Genomic DNA, 17767 nt, shown 5'->3' on the forward strand with positions numbered 1-17767 from the left:
GATTTGGCCGGCCCACTGGATTTCCGAGCATCTTTGCGAAGCCCCGCGCCGCACCCATGCGCTTACGCAAAACCGGGGCGTAAATGTCGCCTTATTCTGCCGTTTCCTTTGCCCCATCCGCGCCCATCTTCCCCATGGCTTCCATCTCCCCCACCTTCCCCAGCCCGGCCGCTGCCGACTCGGGCACGCCGCGCTACACCACGGCCCTGAGCGCCGTTACTACCCTGTTTTTCCTGTGGGGCTTCATCACCTGCCTCAACGACATCCTCATTCCCTACCTGAAAGCCATTTTCCAGCTGAGCTTCGCCCAGGCCAACCTCATCAACCTGTGCTTTTTCGGGGCTTATTTTTTCATGAGCATCCCGGCCGGGTGGCTGGTGGCGCGCGTGGGCTACAAGCGGGGCATGCTCCTGGGGTTTGCGGTGGCCGCGCTGGGGGCGTATTTGTTTTATCCGGCGGCGGCGCAGCGGGTGTACGGGCTGTTTCTGGGGGCGCTGTTCGTGCTGGCCTCGGGCATCACGGTGCTGCAGGTGGCGGCCAACCCGTACGTGGCCATTCTGGGGCCGGCACGGTCGGCGTCGGCCCGGCTCACGCTCACGCAGGCGTTCAACTCGCTGGGCACCACGCTGGCGCCGCTGCTGGGCAGCGCCCTTATCCTGAGCCATTTGCCCAAGCTGACAACAGCCGCCAGCGCGGCCGCCATCGACGTGACGGCCGTGCAGGTTCCCTACCTCGCCATCGGCACTGCGCTGCTGCTCATCAGCCTGCTGCTGAGCCGCGTGCACCTGCCCCAGATTGAGCCGCCCACCGAGCCGGTGGCCGATGTGGCCGCCGATTCGGTGCGGGCCTGGCACTACCGGCACCTGGTGCTGGGCGTGGTGGGCATTTTTGTGTACGTGGGCGCCGAGGTGGCCATTGGCTCGCACATCGCCAACTACCTGACCCTGCCCGACGTGATGGGCCTCAGCCTGGCCGACGCGGGCCCGCGCGTGTCGCTGTACTGGGGCGGGGCCATGGTGGGGCGCTTTGTGGGCGCCTACGTGCTCAATAAGTTCACGCCGGCCAAAGCACTTGCCTTCAATGCGGTAATGGCGGTGGTGCTGCTACTTATTTCGGTGAATACCACCGGGGCGGTGGCCATGTGGAGCCTGCTGGCCGTGGGTTTGATGAACTCCATTATGTGGCCGGTGATATTCCCGCTGGCCCTGGCCGGCCTGGGGCGCCACACCGAGGCCGGCTCGGGGCTGTTGTGCACGGCCGTGGTGGGTGGGGCGCTGGTTCCCATGCTGTTCGGCGTGGTGGCCGACCACCACGGCCTGCGCGTGGCCCTGCTGCTGCCGGTGCTGTGCTACGCCTACATCGTGTGGTATGGGCTGCGCGGCAGCCGCCGCAATGCCGTGGTATAACCCGGCTGACGCTTGTCCGCTCAGGTTTTGGGGCTATTTTGGGCAAAGTACGCCCGTTGGCCATTGCCGGCAGCGCTGCCTCTCCTTGCGTTTCTAATGCCCTGACCCATGCCTGCAAAAAAACAACAGACGTCCATCCGCGACCTCGCCCAGCAGCTTAACCTTTCCATCTCAACAGTTTCGCGGGCGCTGGCCGACCACAAAGACATCAGCGAAAGCACCAAGCAGCGGGTGCGCGAGCTGGCCCAGCAGCTCAGCTACCGCCCCAATCAGCTGGCCGCCGCCCTGCGCAAAGGCCACAGCAAAACGCTGGGCGTGGTGGTGCCCCACATCAAAGGCTACTTTTTTCCGGCTGTCCTGAACGGCATCGAGAAAGTGGCCACCCGCGAAGGCTTCAACGTGCTCATGTGCCAGAGCAACGAAGACGTGCGGCGCGAGCAGCGCAACATCGAAACCTTCCTCGATGCGCAGGTGGAAGGCATCCTCATCTCGGTATCGGCTACCACGCACGGCGAGGTCCAGCACTTCGAGCAGGTGCGGCGCCAGGGCATTCCATTGGTTTTTTTCGACCGCGTGCCCGAGCTGCCCCAGAGCATGGCCGTCATTCTCGACGATTTTCAGGGCGCCTACCGGGCCGTGGCCCACCTCATTGCGCAGGGCTGCACGCGCATTGCCCACCTGGCCGGCCCCCAGCACCTCAACACCAGCCGCAACCGCTACCTGGGCTACCGCGAAGCCCTGCGCGCCCACGGCCTCGACTACCAGGAAGAATGGACCTACTCGCTGCCCGCTCTCACCCACGAGGCCGGCCGCCTGGGCATGCAGCACCTGCTGGCTCTTGATGCTGGCCTCGACGCCGTGTTTGCCGCCTACGCCATTCCCACGGTGGGCGCCATGGAGGTGCTGCGCGACCAGGGCCGCCGCGTGCCGCAGGACCTGGCCGTGGCCTGTTTCAGCAACGACCCTTTCACGGCCATGACGCAGCCGCAAATCACCGTCATCGACCAGCGCCCTGAGCAAATGGGTGAAACCGCCGTGCGCCTGTTTCTGCAGCTGCTCAAGCGCGGCCCGGCCTACACCCCACCCCACCTCATGCTCAAGCCCGAGCTGGTGATTCGCACCTCCTCGCTGCACCGCTCGCAGGAAAGTCTGGTGCGGTAACGTCGTTTGCCCCGGTCGGACCGGTTGAAGACCCAACGATTTCGTTCGTGCTACGACCGGTCGGACCGCCTAGGGCGGTCGGACCGGAGCAAACGGCAACTTATACTATACCAACTCCTTGCGCAAGCACACACTATTCTCCACGCCGATGTATTGGCCGTAGTTGGGCGTGAATGCATAGCCGCTCTTCTCATAGAGCCGAATGGCTTCGGGCTGCTTTTTGCCGGTTTCAAGCACGCAGGCGGCGTAGCCCAGCTCCCCGGCCCAGCGTTCCAGCTCGGCCAGCACGGCGGGCGCCACGCCGGCGCCACGGTGCGCCGGCTGCACAAACATGCGCTTCACTTCCATCTGATTGGCATCAAATTCTTTGATGGCACCGCAGCCCACGGGGTCGTCGCCCTCGTAGGCCACCACCACGTGGTTGATTTTGTCAATTTTGTTGAATTGGGCATAGAAAGCGTGCTCGGCTCCGTCGCGGCGGGCCAGGTCCTGGTCGAGCAGTTGCACGAGGGCGCGGAAATCAGGGGTTTCGGAGGTGGTGCGAACGAGGCGCAGCATGGCTTTTACTCTGGTAACTGGCGGTTGAAGTGGTTTTTCAGCACGTCGTTCAGCTTTTCCCTGGTCAGCGGCTTGTTCAGGAAGCCGCCGATGTTAAGGCGCTGCACGCGGTCCACGTCCTGCGGGTGCAGCGAGGTGGTGAGCATGACGATGATAATGGCGTCTTTTTCGGGCAGCGGCAATTCGTTGTAGGCTTCGAGGAACTGGAAGCCGTCCATCACCGGCATTTTCACGTCGAGCAGAATCAGGGCCGGGCAGTCGGGCGTGGCCTCGTGGCAATGGGTTTTCACCAGTTCCAGCGCTTCCTGGCCATTCAAAGCCACCAGCAGCTTGTCGGTGATTTCCAGCCGGCTGATGAGCAGCTTGTTGAGGTAGTTGGTCGTTTGGTCGTCGTCGACGAGCAGCGCGCACGAGAGCTTTTGCATGGGTAAATCAGCCGAAAAACGGACGTAGCAAACCGCCCGAAACGGCACGGACTACCGGCTAAAGTACACCCAAAAAGTAGTGCCGCGCCCCAACTCGCTTTGCACCGTGATGCGCCCCCCGGCGTTTTCCACCATCTTCTTCACCATATAAAGCCCAATACCCGAGCCCTCCACGTGGTCGTGGAAGCGCTGGAACATGCCGAACAGCTTCTGCTCGCTCGTGGCGTCGAGGCCCAGGCCGTTGTCCTGCACTTCGAGCACCACGGCCCCGCCCTCGGGGCGGGCGCGCAGGCGCACTTGCGGCACCCGGTCGGGGGCGCGGTACTTGAGGGCGTTCGAGAGCAGGTTGAACACCACCGAGCGCAGGTTTTTTTCCGAAAACATCACCGAAGGGGCGGCCTGCACGTCCACTTCCAGTTCCGCACCAGTGCTTTGCAACAGGGGCTCCAGGTCGAGGCGCACGTCGCGCACCACGGCGGCCAGGTCCACGGGCTCGGTGGGCAGGCCGTGTTCTTTTTGCAGCTTGCTCACGTCGGTGAGCTGCCCGATGGTGCGCTTGAAGCGGTTCACCGATTCCTGCATGAGGTGCAGAATGGGCTGCACGGGCTCGCGCTCGATGATATCGGGCGGCAGCTCCGTCAGCAGCGCATCAAGCAGGCCCTCGATGTTGCTGATGGGCGCCTTGAGGTCGTGGCTGGCGGTGTAGATGAAGTTGTCCAAATCCACGTTCACGCGGGTGAGCTGGGCATTGTAGTCGCGCAGCTCGCGCTGGCCCTGGTCGATGCGCTCCAGGGCCAGCTTGTGTTCGTGAATGTCGGTGTAGGTGCCAATCCACTGCATAATCTCGCCCTGCTCGTTGCGAGAGGGCTGGGCCCGGCCCAGCATCCAGCGGTAGTCGCCGGCGCCGTTGCGGATGCGGCACTCCACCTCGAAGGGCGCGCCGGTGCGCAGGCTTTCGTCCCAGCGGGCCAGGGTGGCGGGGGCGTCGTCGGGGTGCAGGCGCTCGCGCCAGGCCCTCCCGATGCTGGGCCCCTCGCCGGGCGCCTGGCCGATGTAGTCGTACCAGCGGCGGTTGCGGTAGGTGTTGGCGCCGGTGGGGCTCACCGTCCAGGCAATCTGCGAAATGCCTTCCAGCATGCGGCTGGCTTCGGCGGCGGCGCGCTCGCCGGCCAGGCGGGCGGCTTCCTCGCGCTTTAGCTCGGCGTTGGTGCGGTCGAGCAGCTCGTTTTGCTCCTCCACCTGCGCCCGAATGGCCGTGATTTCGCGCTGGGCCGAGAGGTCGGTCACAATCACGGCCAGCGTGGGTGTCTCGTTGAAGCTCAACACGTTCATGCTCACCGAAAACGGCACCAGCGCGCCGTTGCGGGTTTGCAGCGGCAGTTCGCCCTTGCTCTTGCCTTCGGCCCAGCCCTTGAGCAGCAGCCCGGCCCAGTACTCCTGAAACGCCAAGGGCACAAAGGTTTCGAAGGCGCTGCCCATCACCTCGCTCAGGGCGCACTCCAGCAGGCCGGCCAGGCTGGCGTTGCAGTAGAGCACGGTGGCGTCGTCGCTGAGCAGCAGGGCGCCCTCGTTCATCTGTTCGATGAGGGTGCGGTAGCCCTGGTCGGCGCCCTGCAGCGTAAAAATGCGCGGCCCCTCGACACCCTGCACGGCTAGCGCGTCCACGGCCCCGGTCCGGATGGCGTGAATGAGGTCCTGGGCTTCTTCCAGCTGGTAGCGCAGCTCCTCGTTGGCCCGGGCCAGCTCGGCGGCCGTGAGCGGAGTACTACTCATGGTGGGGCGCGTCGTCGGGAGGGGGCGTCAGGCCCAAGGCCTTGAGCACCCGTTCGCGGTCGGAGAGGTCGCCCACCAGCCGGCGCACCAGGCCGGGTTTCAGCTTGATGAGGGTGGGCACGCCGATGAGGTCTTCCTGCTGGGCCAGCGCGGGCTGCTGAAAAATATCCACAATCAGCAGCTCGTAGCGCCCTTTCAGGTACTGCTCGCAGATGTCCTTGATGTTGCGCACGGCGCGCGTCGAGTTCAGTGTGGCCCCCGTGATGTAGAGGTGCAGCACGTATTCGGGGCCGGCCGGCGCGGCGGAAGCGTCCGGAAATTCCGGAAATGGTTCAGGTTCCATCGGCCGTTACTTGCTCAGCATGGGGCGCACGTCGAGGCCCACCAACACCTTTTCTTCGTTCGAGAGGTCGCCGATGATTTTGCGAATGGGCTCGGGCACCTTGCGCACCAGCGTGGGGATGGCCAGAATCTGGTCGCCCTCGGCCAGCTGCGGATTCACCAGCAAGTCAATGACCTCCAGCTTGTAGCGGCCCTTGAGGTGCTGCTCGCAGTAGCGGCGCAGGTTGGCCACGGCCGTCACCGACTTGGGCGTTTGGCCGGCCACGTACAGGCGCAATTCCCAGGTTTCTTCGTCGAGGGGGTCGTTAAAATCTTCAGCCATGGAAAAGGGAATGAAAGCGGAGGCCGGAGGCACCTCCTTCATACGGGTTACTTGCCGGTTTCGCCGGGATTCGGCGCTTTCGGCGCGGGCGGGTTGGCGGAGGCAATGCGCTGCTTGCCGCTGCTGAGGGCTTCGTTGCGGGTTTGCTCGTGGGTGCTGATTTGGCGCAGCTCTTCCTCCACGCTCTCAAACTCGGTGCGCAGGTTGGCAATGTTGGCTTCGAGCATGCGGCGGCGGCGCTCCAGTTCCCGGTCGCGGCGCTCGGCTTCCTGCTGGGCGGCCAGGGTCTGGGCGTGCTCTTCCAGCTGCTGGGTGAGGCGGCTGGCGCCGGTCACGATGCCCGTCGGGCCGAGCACCACGTCGAGCAGCTCAATGCCGCGTTCGGTCACGATGAACTCGCGCACTTGGTTGGAATGGGCCATGCCGCGCGATTTGAGGATGCTCAGGCCGCGGTTGCGCTCGCCCACGCCTTCGAGGTCGCGCACCGAAATCCAGGTATCGACCAGCGACGACACGCCTTCGTCGGTCATTTCCTGCTGCAGGCCGCGCCCGCTCACCAGGGCCGTAAACAGGGCCGTGATGCCATTCACCTTCAGAAAATCGATGAGGCGCGTGAGCATGCTTCGCACCTCCGAAATGTTGCCGACGGTGATGAGGTTGGTGATGGGGTCGATGACCACGGCGTCGGGCTTGAACTCCTTCACCAGGCGGTGCAGGGTCACGAGGTGCTGTTCCAGGCCGTTAAGCGTGGGGCGCGAGGCCTCGATGCGCAGGCGCCCTTCGGCCACATGGTGGTGCAGGTCGATGCCCACCGACGCCATGTTGCGGGTGAGCTGCTGCGGCGATTCTTCGAACGCGAAAAACAGGCAGCGCTGGCCTTTCTGGCAGATTTTGCCGGCAAAGGCGGCGGCCAGCGTGGTTTTGGCCGTGCCGGCGGTGCCGGTGATGAGCACGCTGCTGCCCTGGTAAAAGCCGCGCAGTCCGAACATGTCGTCCAAAGCCGGAATGCCCGACGACACGATGTTGTTCGACACCTCGTGCTCGAGGCGCAGGGAGGTGACGGGCAGCACCGAAATACCGTCCTCGGTTATCAGATAAGGGTATTCGTTGGTGCCGTGGGTGCTGCCGCGGTACTTCACAATGCGCAGCCGCCGGGTGGTAATCTGGTCTATGACGCGGTTGTCGAGCAGAATCACGCAGTCCGATACGTACTCTTCAAGCCCCTGGCGGGTGAGCGAGCCGTCGCCGCGCTCGGCGGTGATGACGGTGGTCACGCCCCGGTCCTTGAGCCAGCGGAACAGGCGGCGGATTTCGGAGCGCAGCACGGCTTGGTTGGGAAAGCCCGAAAACAGCGACTCGATGGTGTCGAGCACCACGCGCTTGGCCCCGATGGAGTCGATGGCGTAGCCCAGCCGGATGAACAGGCCCTCCAGGTCGTACTCGCCGGTTTCTTCAATCTCGGAGCGGTCGACGTGCACGTGGTCGACGCGCAGCAGCTTGCGTTCCTGCAGGTCCTTCAGGTCGAAGCCCAGGGAAGTCACGTTGGCAGCCAGCTCTTCGCCGGTTTCCTCGAAGGCCATGAGCACGCCTGGCTCGTCGAATTCCTGAATGCCGCGCACCAGGAATTCAATGCCCATCAGCGTTTTACCACAGCCCGCGCTGCCGCAAATGAGCGTGGGCCGGCCCTTCGGCAAGCCCCCTTCGGTTATTTCGTCGAGGCCCTCAATGCCGGTGGGCGACTTGGGGAGCTGGGGCAGCGCGGTAGGCTTGGAGAAGGTATTTTCCTGCATGAAAAAAGGGATAACCTAGCAAAGGTAATCGGTGCGGCATGCATAATGGTTTAAGCCGGTGAGACCTCACTACCGTTTCACCTGACGTGACGCCTCACCCCCGGCCCCTCTCCGAAGGGAGAGGGGAGCCAGCCGGTTCATAACCATGCAAGACCGGTGCCCCCTCTCCCCATGGAGAGGGGGTCAGGGGGTGAGGCGTCACGCCTGCGCCGTAATAATATTACCCTACCGGCTGCCCGCCTCGAAATCCATCCAGCCGGCGCGGTGCTCGTCCATCTCCTCGGCGCTGATGCCGTAGGCCGTGCGGGCTTCTTCGGCATTCATCAGGCCCTGGTCCACGGCGTTGAGCACGGCCCACACCTTAAGCTTGCGCTCGGCGTCGGCGTTGCCCTCCGGCTCGGGGCGGCCGTCGGTGTCGAAGTAGTTGGGCTCAAGCTCGCTCATAGACAATGCAAGATAGTTGGATATTCATTAAGCCAGAGTGAAATTTTTGCAATTTCGTTGCGCCGCTTGCCATTATTTCCAGCGGCTGAAAAACCGGTCGAAGGCCGCGCGGCAACCGTCGCTCACGGGCAGGGAACAGCCTGGGCGCGATGAGCGGGTCGGGCCGCTCGAAGTGTACCTGCCGTTTGGCGGCGAGGCGCAAGTGCACGAGACCGATGCAGGCCTGCAGGAAGCAGATTTCTTGGCTCAGGCGCGTAGCCGGCTACTCATATACAGCGCGCAGTGCATCATGCGCAAGAGGTAGTACAGGGCAGCGCCCCGATGGGGCCATCCTAAAAAACGCCACGCAACTCAATTTTTTAAAGCCAGAATAAATGCTTTTACCGACACTTTAAACCAAGTCATCGATAAATAGTCTAAGCGCCACCAGACGCGGCCCATATTTGCTTTCAAGAGGGCTCTTAGATAATTTCGCTGCGAAGTCTACCGGTTCTTGTTCTGATTTTTGCCTTTTGCTTATTCGGTATGTCCGGCTCCAACCGCACTTCTTTTTTTGGCTTTGATGTGGTAAGCAGCGGCTGCGCTGTCTCGCCCGAGGTGACACCCAATGGCCCCGGCCCGCAGCACCACGACCGCGAAACCGGTGGGCAGTTCACCCTCGGCCAGAACTACCCCAATCCTTTTGTGAGCGAAACCACCGTGCCGTTCACACTGCACGCCAACGCCGACGTGCGCCTCGACCTTTTCGACATGATGGGCCGCAAAATGGCCGGCGTGGTGCGCAAGGGCCGCAGCGCCGGCGCCCAAAGCATCAAGCTCAACCTCGACGGCATGGGCCTCGCGGCTGGCGACTACAGCTACCAGCTCGAAGTCACCACCCGCCACGGCGTGTACCGCCAGCGCAAACTCATGACGGCGGAATAGCGCCGGGGTTTGGCAAGTGAAGCCCCCGGAGGCTGGCCGCTGCAGCGGCCAGCCTCTTTTTTTGGGGATTGCATGGGGCGCCACACCAACTCCGGGCGGCCGGTTCTTTTGGGTTAGGCGGCGGCCGGCGTACTTTCGCTGCCGGAGCCGCCGCTCGCGGCGCCCGCTCGCTTTAGCTGCTTTCACTTCCCACCGCGGCCCCGCCGCACATTTCCTTTTTATGGCTGACCAAACCCTTACCGGCCTGCGGGCCGGCGTGCTGCACGGCGACGAAGTGCAGGCGCTTTTCGCCCACGCCAAGGCCAACGCCTACGCCCTGCCCGCCGTGAACGTGACCGGCACCAACACCGTGAACGGCGTGCTCGAAACCGCCAAGGCGGTGAACTCGCCCGTGATGATTCAATTCTCGAACGGCGGCGCCCAGTTCTACGCCGGCAAGTCCTTGCCCAACGACAAGCAGCAGGCCAGCATCGCCGGCGCCATTTCGGGGGCCTACCACGTGCACCAGATGGCTGCCCTCTACGACGTGCCCGTGGTGCTGCACACCGACCACGCCGCCAAAAAGCTCCTGCCCTGGATTGACGGCCTGCTCGACGCCGGCGAGAAATACTACCAGCAGCACGGCCAGCCGCTCTACAGCTCGCACATGCTCGACCTGTCAGAAGAGCCGATTGAGGAGAACATCGAAGTCTGCAAGCGCTACCTCGAGCGCATGGCCAAAATTGGCATGACGCTGGAAATTGAGCTCGGCGTGACCGGCGGCGAGGAAGACGGCGTCGACAACTCCGACGTGGACAGCTCCAAGCTCTACACCCAGCCCGAAGAAGTGGCCTACGCCTACGAGCAGCTGAGCGCCATCAGCCCGCGCTTCACCATTGCGGCGGCTTTCGGCAACGTGCACGGCGTGTACAAGCCCGGCAACGTGAAGCTGCAACCCAAGATTCTGCACAACTCGCAGGAGTTCCTGCGCCAGAAGCACAACATTGAGGAGGCCATGCCCATCAGCTTCGTGTTCCACGGCGGCTCGGGCTCCAGCCGCGAGGAAATCCGCGAGGCCATCAGCTACGGCGCCATCAAGATGAACCTCGACACCGACCTGCAGTGGGCCTTCTGGCAGGGCATCAAGGACAACTACGTGAAGAACGAAGGCTTCCTGCAGGGCCAAATTGGCAACCCCAGCGGCGCCGACTCGCCCAACAAGAAGTACTACGACCCGCGCGTGTGGCTGCGCAAAGGCGAAGAAACCTTCGTGGCGCGCCTGAAAGAAGCCTTCGAGGACCTGAACTGCGTGAACCGCCGCTACTAAGGCGCGGGGCAAGGACGCCTGTCATTGCGAGGCCGTAGGCCGTGGCAATCCGTCCTCTCAGAACCAGACAGGCTCTTTTACCAGAAAGCCCTGGTGCCGCAATGGTGCCGGGGCTTTTTGTTTAACTTATCACATTAGAAGGCTGGTCGCAAAGAGAGGACGGATTGCCACGGCCTGCGGCCTCGCAATGACAGACGCTACGTCGCCTGCCCGCTACTTCCCAATCGAGCCAATCTTGGGCTGAATTTGAATGATGAAGCGCTTGTTGAGCGCCTCCTGGCTGCCGGTGTAGCGCCCGGCGCCGCGGAAGCCGCTACCGGCGGCCACCACTTCCAGGTTGCCGGGGAAGCGCAGGCCGGCCTGCTCCCAGAGGCGAATCACGCTCAGGGCGCGGCTGTAGCTGAGCTGGCGCACGGCGGGCCCGTCAAGGTTGTGCGGGTCGTTCGCGGGGTAGCGCAGGTCTTTGGCAGCGCGTCCCTCCACCACAATGAGGTACTGTACGTTGTCGTCGTTTTTAATCGACTGCATTTCGCGCAGCAGGAAGCGGCCGGCTTTGATGAGCGGCGCCTCGGCATTGCCGGGCAGCACCGCACTCTGGGGCGAAAACGTGACCGGAAATTTCAGCTCGTAGCGCTTGTAGGTGGCGTTGTACTCAAAGTAGTCGCTTTCCAGGCGTTTGAGCGCGGCCTTGATTTCGTCGAGCTTGCGCTTTTCCTGCACCTGCACTTTCAGCTCGGAAATCAGGTGTTCGTTGTCGCGTTGTTTGTCGTTGGCCCGCTTGAAACCGAGCACAAACAGCACGAGCATGATGAGGAACAAGGCCGTCATGAGGTCCACGTAGCTGGGCCAGAAGAAGTCCTTGTCTTTGCTCATAATAGGTTTGGGTAGTAAATAAATTGATTTAGAACGTCATGCCGAGGCGTAGCCGAGGCATCTCGCCCGCGTCGTTGCAACGATTGATTTGCTTAAACGAGCGAGATGCCTCGGCTACGCTCGGCATGACGTTCTATTACGGTCTGTTCCCGCGCTATTTCTTCCCCAGAAAATTCCGCTGGAACCAGTTTGGCTTGGTGAGTTCCTCCAGCACCTTATTAGTCCGGTCCACCTGCTTCAAGAGCTCCTGCTGCACCTGCGAGTCGACCACCAAGCGGCCTTCGAGGCGCTGCATGGCTTGGGCGGTTTGCTGGGCCTGGCGCTCCTGCAGGAGGTTGAGGTCCTTTTGCTGGGCCGGGAGCTGCGTGAATGGGTTGAGGTACTCGGTGATTTTCTGGTAGATGTTGTCCTGGTTGAGGCGGCGGAAGTGCTGCTGCCATTGCTCGTGGGCAGCGCTGGCTTCCTTTTGCAGCTCCTGCAGGCGGCCGTCGAGCTCGGCGTCCATGCGGTGCACGCCCTCGCTCACGCCTTGGCGAATTTGGGCGCCCAGGTCGGCCAGCAGCTTGCCGTGCTGGCTGAAGAAAGCCACCTGTTGGCGCAAGGCATCGTCGTGCTGCTGCAAATACTGTGGCACGCTGGCCAGGCCTTGCTCCAGGGCCGTGAGGCGGTTGAGCAGCGCGCCAATGGTTTGGGCGGCCTCGGTGCTGTGCACCACGGTGGTGTTCAGCGCCTGCTGGTAGCCCAGGAATTTCTCGAAGGTCTGGGCGCTTTCGTCCACCCTATCAAACACCTTGACGGTGGCATTGGCCAACTCCGAGTAGCCAATTTTCTCCAGCTGCTCCAGGAAGCGCTTCTGCACGCTCACGTTCTCAGTGATGCTGGCAATGAGCGGCGTAAACTCGTGAATCTTGCTGAAAAAGTCGTTCTGAATCTGGCTGAAGAATTCGGCGTTGAACGAATCCAGCACCGATTTCAGGTTGCTCATGCCGGCCTGCATGTCCGAGTTCAGCTTGGGCAGCAGCGCTTTTTGCAGGAAGGTGTAGTAGGCGTTTTTCTGCCGGTCGCGCACGGCGCGGGCCTGCTTCAGCAGCTGGTTGCCAGCCAGCGTGAAGGCCAAGCCGAACAAGCTGCCAATCATGGCAATGAGCACCCCGCCCAGGAAGTGCTGCACGTCGCCGTTGCTAAACGAGGTATCCGTGTTCGGATTGGCCGCGACGTCGGCAAACGGGTTGCCCACCAGCGACACCAGGCCGATGATGGCCCCGGTAAAGGTGCCCAGCAAACCTAGGTAGAGCGGCGTGGTTATCTGCGCCTGAATCTCGTCATCCAGAGCCTCAGCGTGGCGTTCGGAAATGTCTTTCAGAATGCCAAAATCGGCCGCCGCGCCGCGGTTGTTCAGCAGGTACTCGTTGGTGTCGGTGATGATTTGGCCAAACTCCGGCGATGTGTTGTTGGCGATGAGGGCGTCGTACTGCACCTCAAAGTTCTTCTCGGGCTGCGCGGCGGTGTAAGGAATGGGTTGCACGCCCACCGCCCCCGCCGCCGGATACATGCCTTGGATGCGCCCGATGAGCAGGCGGTTGCGGAGGAACACCACCGCCTGCCACGCCACCAGGGCCAGGATTAACAGGATTTCGACTAAGAACATAGCTGATATTTACAGCGAAGGTAGAGACGCAATATTTTGCGTCTCGTCGTTGAACGGCCGATGCCACACCGCTCGCAGCATCCAGGCGTCATTGTTCAACGACGAGACGCAAAATACAGCGTCTCTACACCATTTAAAGCTCGTTTTAGCTCAGCGCAATGCCCGCCTTCTGCACCACGTGCCAGGCGTCGTCGCGCTTTTCCAGCTTGCCGGCGGTCAGGTTGGTGATGCTCGTGAACTGCTCCGTGGGCGGCAATTCAAACTGGAAAAACTCCTTCAGCTCGCGCACACCGTTGCCAATGATGCGCGACTGGTCGGCCTGCGGGCTGAAAGAGAATTGCGCCGTAGTAGCTTCCGAGTGCGGCAGCGTGATGAGCAGCGGCATCTGCGGCAGCGGATTGGGGCTGAGCTTGCGGTGCTCGATGCTGGGCACATCGGGGGCCGGGGCGTAGTAGTGCAGCGGACCGTTGCTGGGCGCAACAGCAGCAGCGTCAGCAATAGCCGACGCTTCGGCGGGCGCGGCGGCAGCCTCCGGTGCACTGGCTGCAATCAGCTCCTGAATAGCGGGCGGCGTCGACGTAGGGGCCGCCCACTCAATGGTTTGGCCGGGTTCCAGGGGCTCTTCGCCGGGGTTGGGGGTAGTTGGATTCATAGCGGCGGAGCGGGGGGCAATGGTGGGCCAGGAAGACGCGCGTTCGGCGGAAGGCGCGGTTCTGGAATTGATATTGGGCTTTTTCTTTTTGTCGTTGCGAGCCTGCTTTTCCGGCGTTCGGGAAACCGGCGGCGTGCCCTGCGCCTGGCGCATCGACTGCACCTTGGGCACCTTGCCGCTCGGCTCCGGCGAAGCGGCAGCGGGCGCTTCGGCTGGGGCGCGGGGCACGTTTTCCGCCTTTTTGCGCACCGGTTCAGCCGGCAGGAAATCCACCGCATTGGGTGGAAAGCCCCGACCAGAGCCCGAACGGTGGCGCCGCTTCGGCGTGGAGCTGCGTGCCCACATTCGCGCGCCTAGCACGCCCAGCGCAATGCCACCCAGCACGCCCAGCACCAGCGGCCAGTTCGACGAAGGCGCAGTGGCTACCGGTGCGGGCGTTACTACCGGTTCGGTCGCCGCTGTCGGCCCGGGCGTCGCTACCGGAGCCGGCGCCGCTGTCGGCCCGGCCGAACCAGGCGCCAAGGGTTGCTCCGACGTCGTGGTGGGCTGCGCCCGCACTGCCGGACTGCCCCCGAGGGCCAGCAGGAGCAGCAGTGCCCGCCAGCCCAGGCGGTTAGTTGAGCGGCTGCGCGTCATGAAGCACCTTGGATAGCTCATACAGGGCGTTTTTGAACGGCAGGAAGAACAACGTTTCGGGAATCGTATCGCCGTCGCGCAGCACGTCGGCGTACTGCTGGCGGTAGAGGTTGAAGGAGTCGCCGAGGCTGCGCTCCAGCGTGTTCATCACCAGACCGGGGTCGTTTTTCACGCCCAGGTCGGCCTGCACGCGCTTCAACTCGGGGTCTTCGAGCAGCAGCTTCAGGCAGGCGCGGGCGTTGCTCAGCACGGCCTGCTTGATTTCGTCGGTCACGCCGGCGGCTTCCAAGTGGTGCTCACCTTTATCAGCCTGCGGGTTCTCCGCATCGGGCACAACGCCGACGGGGCGCACCATGGGCGGGTCCTGCGGAATCTGACCGGTGGCGAGCACGCCGCCGTTGGCGGTGGTTTGCTTGGGGTCGTCGGCCAGCTTGATGCGGAAATCGGCCGGTACGGACTGCCCGGTGGCTTTTTCCATGATGAGACGGGCCAGCTTTTCCACCGGCTGCAGGTTAGCCCCCGCCGCCAGCAGGCGCACGTAGAGGCTGCCGCGGCCCGTGAAGCACAGGTAGCGCGGCAGCTGCTGGCCGTTGGCCACCGTCACCTGCGCCACGTGGTAAATCAGCGCCCCGAAGTGCAGGTAGAACAGCACTCGAAGGTGCTCAGCCCGCAACAAACGCTCGCTGAAGCCCAGCAGCTGGTCGTAGTTGAACAGGAAGCTGGCCACGTCCTCGGAGCCGAAATTGTCGGTACTTTCGGCTACCAGCACATACTCGCGGGCCCGGCGGGCGGCGGGCGAAAGCACTGCGCTTTGCACCCCGGCCACGCCGAAGCGCACGAGGCCGTTGTCCTTCGAGCCGCGCACCTCCGCGCCGCCGTCACCCCACAAATCATTGCCGGCGAAGCGGAACGAGGTACTCAGCACCGGCTTGCGGTCGGCGTACAGCAGCACGTCGGTGGTACCGCCGCCGATGTCGATGAAGGCGGCGTTTTCGCCTGGGCCCAGCGTCACAATGTTGCGGCGCGTGAGGTAGTAATACGGCGCCGTCGACTCGACCATGCAAGGCATGGAGGCCGTGGTGTGGAAGACCTCGTGGAACAGCGTGTCCCACTCGCGTTGGTACAGGTTGCGCTGGTAGGTGCTGAAGCTCAGCGGGGCAAACCAGGTGATTTGCGTGGCCGCGAGGTTGCCGCCGTTCAGGGCCACTTTGGCGCGGCACAGCAGCAGTATTTCTTTGAAAAACGCCCGTACGCGGTTGGTGTTGGCAATGTTCAGCGAATTATCCCACTTCAGATTGGTGTGGTAATTCGGCCGGCGCTGTTCCTCGGTGATAATGCCGAACGCCACGTTGATGTTGCCGAGCACGCTCAGTTCCTGGGTGGCGTAGTTGGCGGCCTCGTAAGTCGCGGTGCGGGCCGGGAAGGCATACGGCGAGTTGTCGGCGCCGATGATGGGCGGCACGAACTCGCGTTCCTGGTATTGCTGCCAGCGCTTGATTTGCACGAAGTTGGCCGGGTCGTCGTCGATGCCACGGTACAGGCGCTCGTAGGCGGTGCGGTCGGGCTCGGCGGTGCTCTTTTTCAGCAAAGCCACCGGCGTGTCGGTCAGGCCAAAGCTGAACGGCTTGGGCTCCTGGCCTGGGCTGTCCTGCATGGCCACGTGGGTGTTCGTGGTGCCGAAGTCGATGGCAAAACGGTACTCCTTGGTGCCCTGGCGCACTTCGGGCCAGCGCGGGATGATGAGTGCGCGGCCCTCGGCCGGGGCCGGGTTCAGCACTTCGAGGTAGTCGAAATGAGTGCCGCGCACCTCGTAGTAGGCGCTGCCTTCGTCCTGACTGGTTTTGGGGGTGCGCTCGTAGCGGGTGGCGCTTTGGTCGGTGCCCGTGTCGCTGAGCTGGTGGCCGTTGGCCCAGAATTTCAGGTCGACTTTCTTGGTCACCATGCTCGGGTCGATGTTGTTGGCATCCACCAGCATGACTTTGTAGAAGTCGTTGAACTGCGGCGCGTCGGCCACTTTCACGAAGGGAAACACCGACAGCGCCACGTTGGTCACGCGCAGGCGGCCCACGCCCTCCCCTTGCGGATTGTCATAGTAAGCGCGCTCATAATCTACGTAATCGCCGCCGCTCACCGGCACCCGCAGCCGCACCCGGATGCAGGCCGATTCCAGCTCCAGCGAGAGGTGCTCGGCCAAATCCTGCTGCGTGAAGTAGTCGAAATACGCCGGTTTGATGGGTAGCAACGGCCAATTACTGGGCCGGAAGCCGGGCGCAATCTTCACATTGCCGCTGAAAAACCGCGTCTCGTCCACCTCATAAGGCACAGCCAGCAGGGTTTCTTCCAGCAAGTCGTTCACTGTGAGGTAGGGGTACGGCAGCTCCGGGCCGGGCAACGTGCGTTCCTTCAGCGGCCGGGCATCGGTCAGGGGCACAATGGCACCGCTGTCGGCAAACAGCGTTTCGTTGTAGTACTTCTTGCCAATGGCCTTCAGGCCCGGGCGCAGCACGATGGGCAGCGGCCCGGCCACCCCCGCCCGCGTGGGCCGGATGAAGAGGTCGGAGCCGCGCACGGTGCCTTCGTCGGGGCGCACGCGCAGCAGCACGCCGGCCACGTCAATCTGGTTATTGGAAGCGTCGGTGAGAACCGGGAAATTGCTTAGGCTGGCGGTGCCGTCCATGGCCCATTTCTGCAGCAGGCCGCGGTCGAGGGTATCGCGCACCAGCGGCGCGAGGGTCGTCAGGGCCGGGTCGCCCACGAACTCCTGATACACATAGTCGCGGAAAGCGGCTTCGCGGTTAGCTAGCGGCACATACTGATTGTCAAGATAGTATCCACCGCCCTGTGGGCGCTGCACCGGCAGCGGCCGCACATTCGGCGCGGGGAAAAACAGCGTCAGCGGCGAGGTGCCGCCAATAAGCTGTGGCACGCCGTTGGCCCCAGGGAAGTAAATGAGGTGCATCTCGGTCAGCTTCGCAAAGCGGCCGTCCAGGTACAGGGCCAGCACATCGGCCAGCGGGCGGGTGGCGGGGTTGGCGCGCAGCTTGGCTAGTTCTTCGTCCTTGCGCCAGGCCCGGATTTGCAAGCGCTGGCTGGCCAGCTTGCGCTGGTGGAAGTTGAACACCATTTCCCACACGTCCCAGAAGTGGCTCACCAACTGGTGGTAAACGGAGTCCTGAGCGGCCCCGCCTTGCGTCACAAAGCGCAAAGCCGTCTCCACCAGGTGCATGCGGGCGAAGGGCGAGGGAATCGAAACCGCCACCTTGGCGGCGCGGCCGCCCTGCGGGTCGAGCAGGCGTTCCACTTCGTGGGGGCCAATTTTACCAGTCGGTCCCCAGCCCTCGTGGGTGCTGGAGCCGGTATCGTGCAAACGCAGGATTTTAGCCATGTGTATTGTTAGAAGAGGCGCCAATGGCGGAACCTCACCCCCGGCCCCTCTCCCCAGGAGAGGGGAGCCACGGCAGCGCGGGCGTTGGTTGCAAAAGTCCTCTGGTATTGATTCAAGTTTGT

At 63.2% G+C, this 17767-nt stretch carries 16 protein-coding genes; 5 read left to right on the plus strand and 11 right to left on the minus strand.

Annotated elements, in window-relative coordinates; genetic code table 11:
• The first annotated feature begins 134 nt into the window (after window positions 1–134).
• Window positions 135–1406, plus strand: a complete 1272-nt coding sequence (locus MTP16_RS00960; RefSeq protein WP_243515096.1) for a sugar MFS transporter — start codon at window positions 135–137, stop codon at window positions 1404–1406.
• Window positions 1407–1514: 108 nt separating this feature from the next.
• Window positions 1515–2567 (plus strand): LacI family DNA-binding transcriptional regulator, encoded by a 1053-nt coding sequence (locus tag MTP16_RS00965; protein ID WP_243515098.1) that lies wholly within the window; start codon window positions 1515–1517, stop codon window positions 2565–2567.
• Window positions 2568–2672: 105 nt separating this feature from the next.
• On the opposite strand, the gene MTP16_RS00970 is transcribed toward MTP16_RS00965, so the two are convergent.
• The 7 genes from MTP16_RS00970 to MTP16_RS01000 form a co-directional block, all read right to left on the minus strand.
• Window positions 2673–3125 (minus strand): GNAT family N-acetyltransferase, encoded by a 453-nt coding sequence (locus MTP16_RS00970; protein WP_243515100.1) that lies wholly within the window; start codon window positions 3123–3125, stop codon window positions 2673–2675.
• A gap of 5 nt (window positions 3126–3130) precedes the next feature.
• Entirely contained in the window at window positions 3131–3550 is a 420-nt protein-coding gene (locus MTP16_RS00975) for a response regulator (RefSeq protein WP_243515103.1), read from the minus strand.
• A gap of 51 nt (window positions 3551–3601) precedes the next feature.
• Window positions 3602–5323 (minus strand): sensor histidine kinase, encoded by a 1722-nt coding sequence (locus MTP16_RS00980; protein ID WP_243515106.1) that lies wholly within the window; start codon window positions 5321–5323, stop codon window positions 3602–3604.
• Window positions 5316–5666, minus strand: a complete 351-nt coding sequence (locus tag MTP16_RS00985) for a circadian clock KaiB family protein (protein WP_243515109.1) — start codon at window positions 5664–5666, stop codon at window positions 5316–5318. The genes MTP16_RS00980 and MTP16_RS00985 overlap by 8 nt, the downstream gene beginning before the upstream one ends.
• Before the next feature lie 6 nt (window positions 5667–5672).
• On the minus strand, window positions 5673–5987 hold the full coding sequence (locus MTP16_RS00990; RefSeq protein ID WP_243515111.1) for a circadian clock KaiB family protein: 315 nt from the start codon (window positions 5985–5987) through the stop codon (window positions 5673–5675).
• A gap of 47 nt (window positions 5988–6034) precedes the next feature.
• Entirely contained in the window at window positions 6035–7777 is a 1743-nt protein-coding gene (gene kaiC, locus MTP16_RS00995) for a circadian clock protein KaiC (RefSeq protein WP_243515113.1), read from the minus strand.
• Window positions 7778–8002: 225 nt separating this feature from the next.
• Window positions 8003–8221 carry a DUF1153 domain-containing protein gene (locus MTP16_RS01000; RefSeq protein ID WP_243515114.1) on the minus strand — a complete coding sequence of 73 codons (219 nt, stop codon included), beginning with the start codon at window positions 8219–8221 and terminating at the stop codon, window positions 8003–8005.
• Between the two features lie 37 nt (window positions 8222–8258).
• Here MTP16_RS01000 and MTP16_RS01005 point away from each other — a divergent pair, with 37 nt between their 5' ends.
• From MTP16_RS01005 to fbaA, 3 genes are all read left to right on the plus strand, one after another.
• Window positions 8259–8525: a hypothetical protein gene (locus MTP16_RS01005; protein WP_243515115.1), complete on the plus strand. Its 267-nt coding sequence runs from the start codon at window positions 8259–8261 to the stop codon at window positions 8523–8525.
• Window positions 8526–8746: 221 nt separating this feature from the next.
• Window positions 8747–9145: a T9SS type A sorting domain-containing protein gene (locus MTP16_RS01010; protein ID WP_243515116.1), complete on the plus strand. Its 399-nt coding sequence runs from the start codon at window positions 8747–8749 to the stop codon at window positions 9143–9145.
• Window positions 9146–9365: 220 nt separating this feature from the next.
• Window positions 9366–10451, plus strand: a complete 1086-nt coding sequence (gene fbaA / locus MTP16_RS01015; protein WP_243515117.1) for a class II fructose-bisphosphate aldolase — start codon at window positions 9366–9368, stop codon at window positions 10449–10451.
• Between the two features lie 213 nt (window positions 10452–10664).
• On the opposite strand, the gene MTP16_RS01020 is transcribed toward fbaA, so the two are convergent.
• From MTP16_RS01020 to MTP16_RS01035, 4 genes are all read right to left on the minus strand, one after another.
• On the minus strand, window positions 10665–11324 hold the full coding sequence (locus tag MTP16_RS01020; protein WP_243515118.1) for a hypothetical protein: 660 nt from the start codon (window positions 11322–11324) through the stop codon (window positions 10665–10667).
• A gap of 154 nt (window positions 11325–11478) precedes the next feature.
• Window positions 11479–12972 carry a hypothetical protein gene (locus tag MTP16_RS01025; RefSeq protein ID WP_243515119.1) on the minus strand — a complete coding sequence of 498 codons (1494 nt, stop codon included), beginning with the start codon at window positions 12970–12972 and terminating at the stop codon, window positions 11479–11481.
• Between the two features lie 145 nt (window positions 12973–13117).
• Window positions 13118–14260 carry a hypothetical protein gene (locus tag MTP16_RS01030; protein WP_243515121.1) on the minus strand — a complete coding sequence of 381 codons (1143 nt, stop codon included), beginning with the start codon at window positions 14258–14260 and terminating at the stop codon, window positions 13118–13120.
• The gene (locus MTP16_RS01035) at window positions 14238–17645 is read right to left on the minus strand and encodes an acetate and sugar kinases/Hsc70/actin family protein (protein WP_243515122.1); all 3408 of its coding nucleotides are present in this window, start codon (window positions 17643–17645) and stop codon (window positions 14238–14240) included. The genes MTP16_RS01030 and MTP16_RS01035 overlap by 23 nt, the downstream gene beginning before the upstream one ends.
• Between the last annotated feature and the right edge of the window lie 122 nt (window positions 17646–17767).

This window comes from Hymenobacter monticola (assembly GCF_022811645.1).
GTDB classification, from domain to species: domain Bacteria; phylum Bacteroidota; class Bacteroidia; order Cytophagales; family Hymenobacteraceae; genus Hymenobacter; species Hymenobacter monticola.

Coding starts and splice junctions, on each gene's coding strand:
- MTP16_RS00960 (WP_243515096.1), top strand. CDS start 135: ATGGCTTCCATCTCCCCCACCTTCCCCAGCCCGGCCGCTGCCGACTCG.
- MTP16_RS00965 (WP_243515098.1), top strand. CDS start 1,515: ATGCCTGCAAAAAAACAACAGACGTCCATCCGCGACCTCGCCCAGCAG.
- MTP16_RS00970 (WP_243515100.1), bottom strand. CDS start 3,125: ATGCTGCGCCTCGTTCGCACCACCTCCGAAACCCCTGATTTCCGCGCC.
- MTP16_RS00975 (WP_243515103.1), bottom strand. CDS start 3,550: ATGCAAAAGCTCTCGTGCGCGCTGCTCGTCGACGACGACCAAACGACC.
- MTP16_RS00980 (WP_243515106.1), bottom strand. CDS start 5,323: ATGAGTAGTACTCCGCTCACGGCCGCCGAGCTGGCCCGGGCCAACGAG.
- MTP16_RS00985 (WP_243515109.1), bottom strand. CDS start 5,666: ATGGAACCTGAACCATTTCCGGAATTTCCGGACGCTTCCGCCGCGCCG.
- MTP16_RS00990 (WP_243515111.1), bottom strand. CDS start 5,987: ATGGCTGAAGATTTTAACGACCCCCTCGACGAAGAAACCTGGGAATTG.
- kaiC (WP_243515113.1), bottom strand. CDS start 7,777: ATGCAGGAAAATACCTTCTCCAAGCCTACCGCGCTGCCCCAGCTCCCC.
- MTP16_RS01000 (WP_243515114.1), bottom strand. CDS start 8,221: ATGAGCGAGCTTGAGCCCAACTACTTCGACACCGACGGCCGCCCCGAG.
- MTP16_RS01010 (WP_243515116.1), top strand. CDS start 8,747: ATGTCCGGCTCCAACCGCACTTCTTTTTTTGGCTTTGATGTGGTAAGC.
- fbaA (WP_243515117.1), top strand. CDS start 9,366: ATGGCTGACCAAACCCTTACCGGCCTGCGGGCCGGCGTGCTGCACGGC.
- MTP16_RS01020 (WP_243515118.1), bottom strand. CDS start 11,324: ATGAGCAAAGACAAGGACTTCTTCTGGCCCAGCTACGTGGACCTCATG.
- MTP16_RS01025 (WP_243515119.1), bottom strand. CDS start 12,972: ATGTTCTTAGTCGAAATCCTGTTAATCCTGGCCCTGGTGGCGTGGCAG.
- MTP16_RS01030 (WP_243515121.1), bottom strand. CDS start 14,260: ATGACGCGCAGCCGCTCAACTAACCGCCTGGGCTGGCGGGCACTGCTG.
- MTP16_RS01035 (WP_243515122.1), bottom strand. CDS start 17,645: ATGGCTAAAATCCTGCGTTTGCACGATACCGGCTCCAGCACCCACGAG.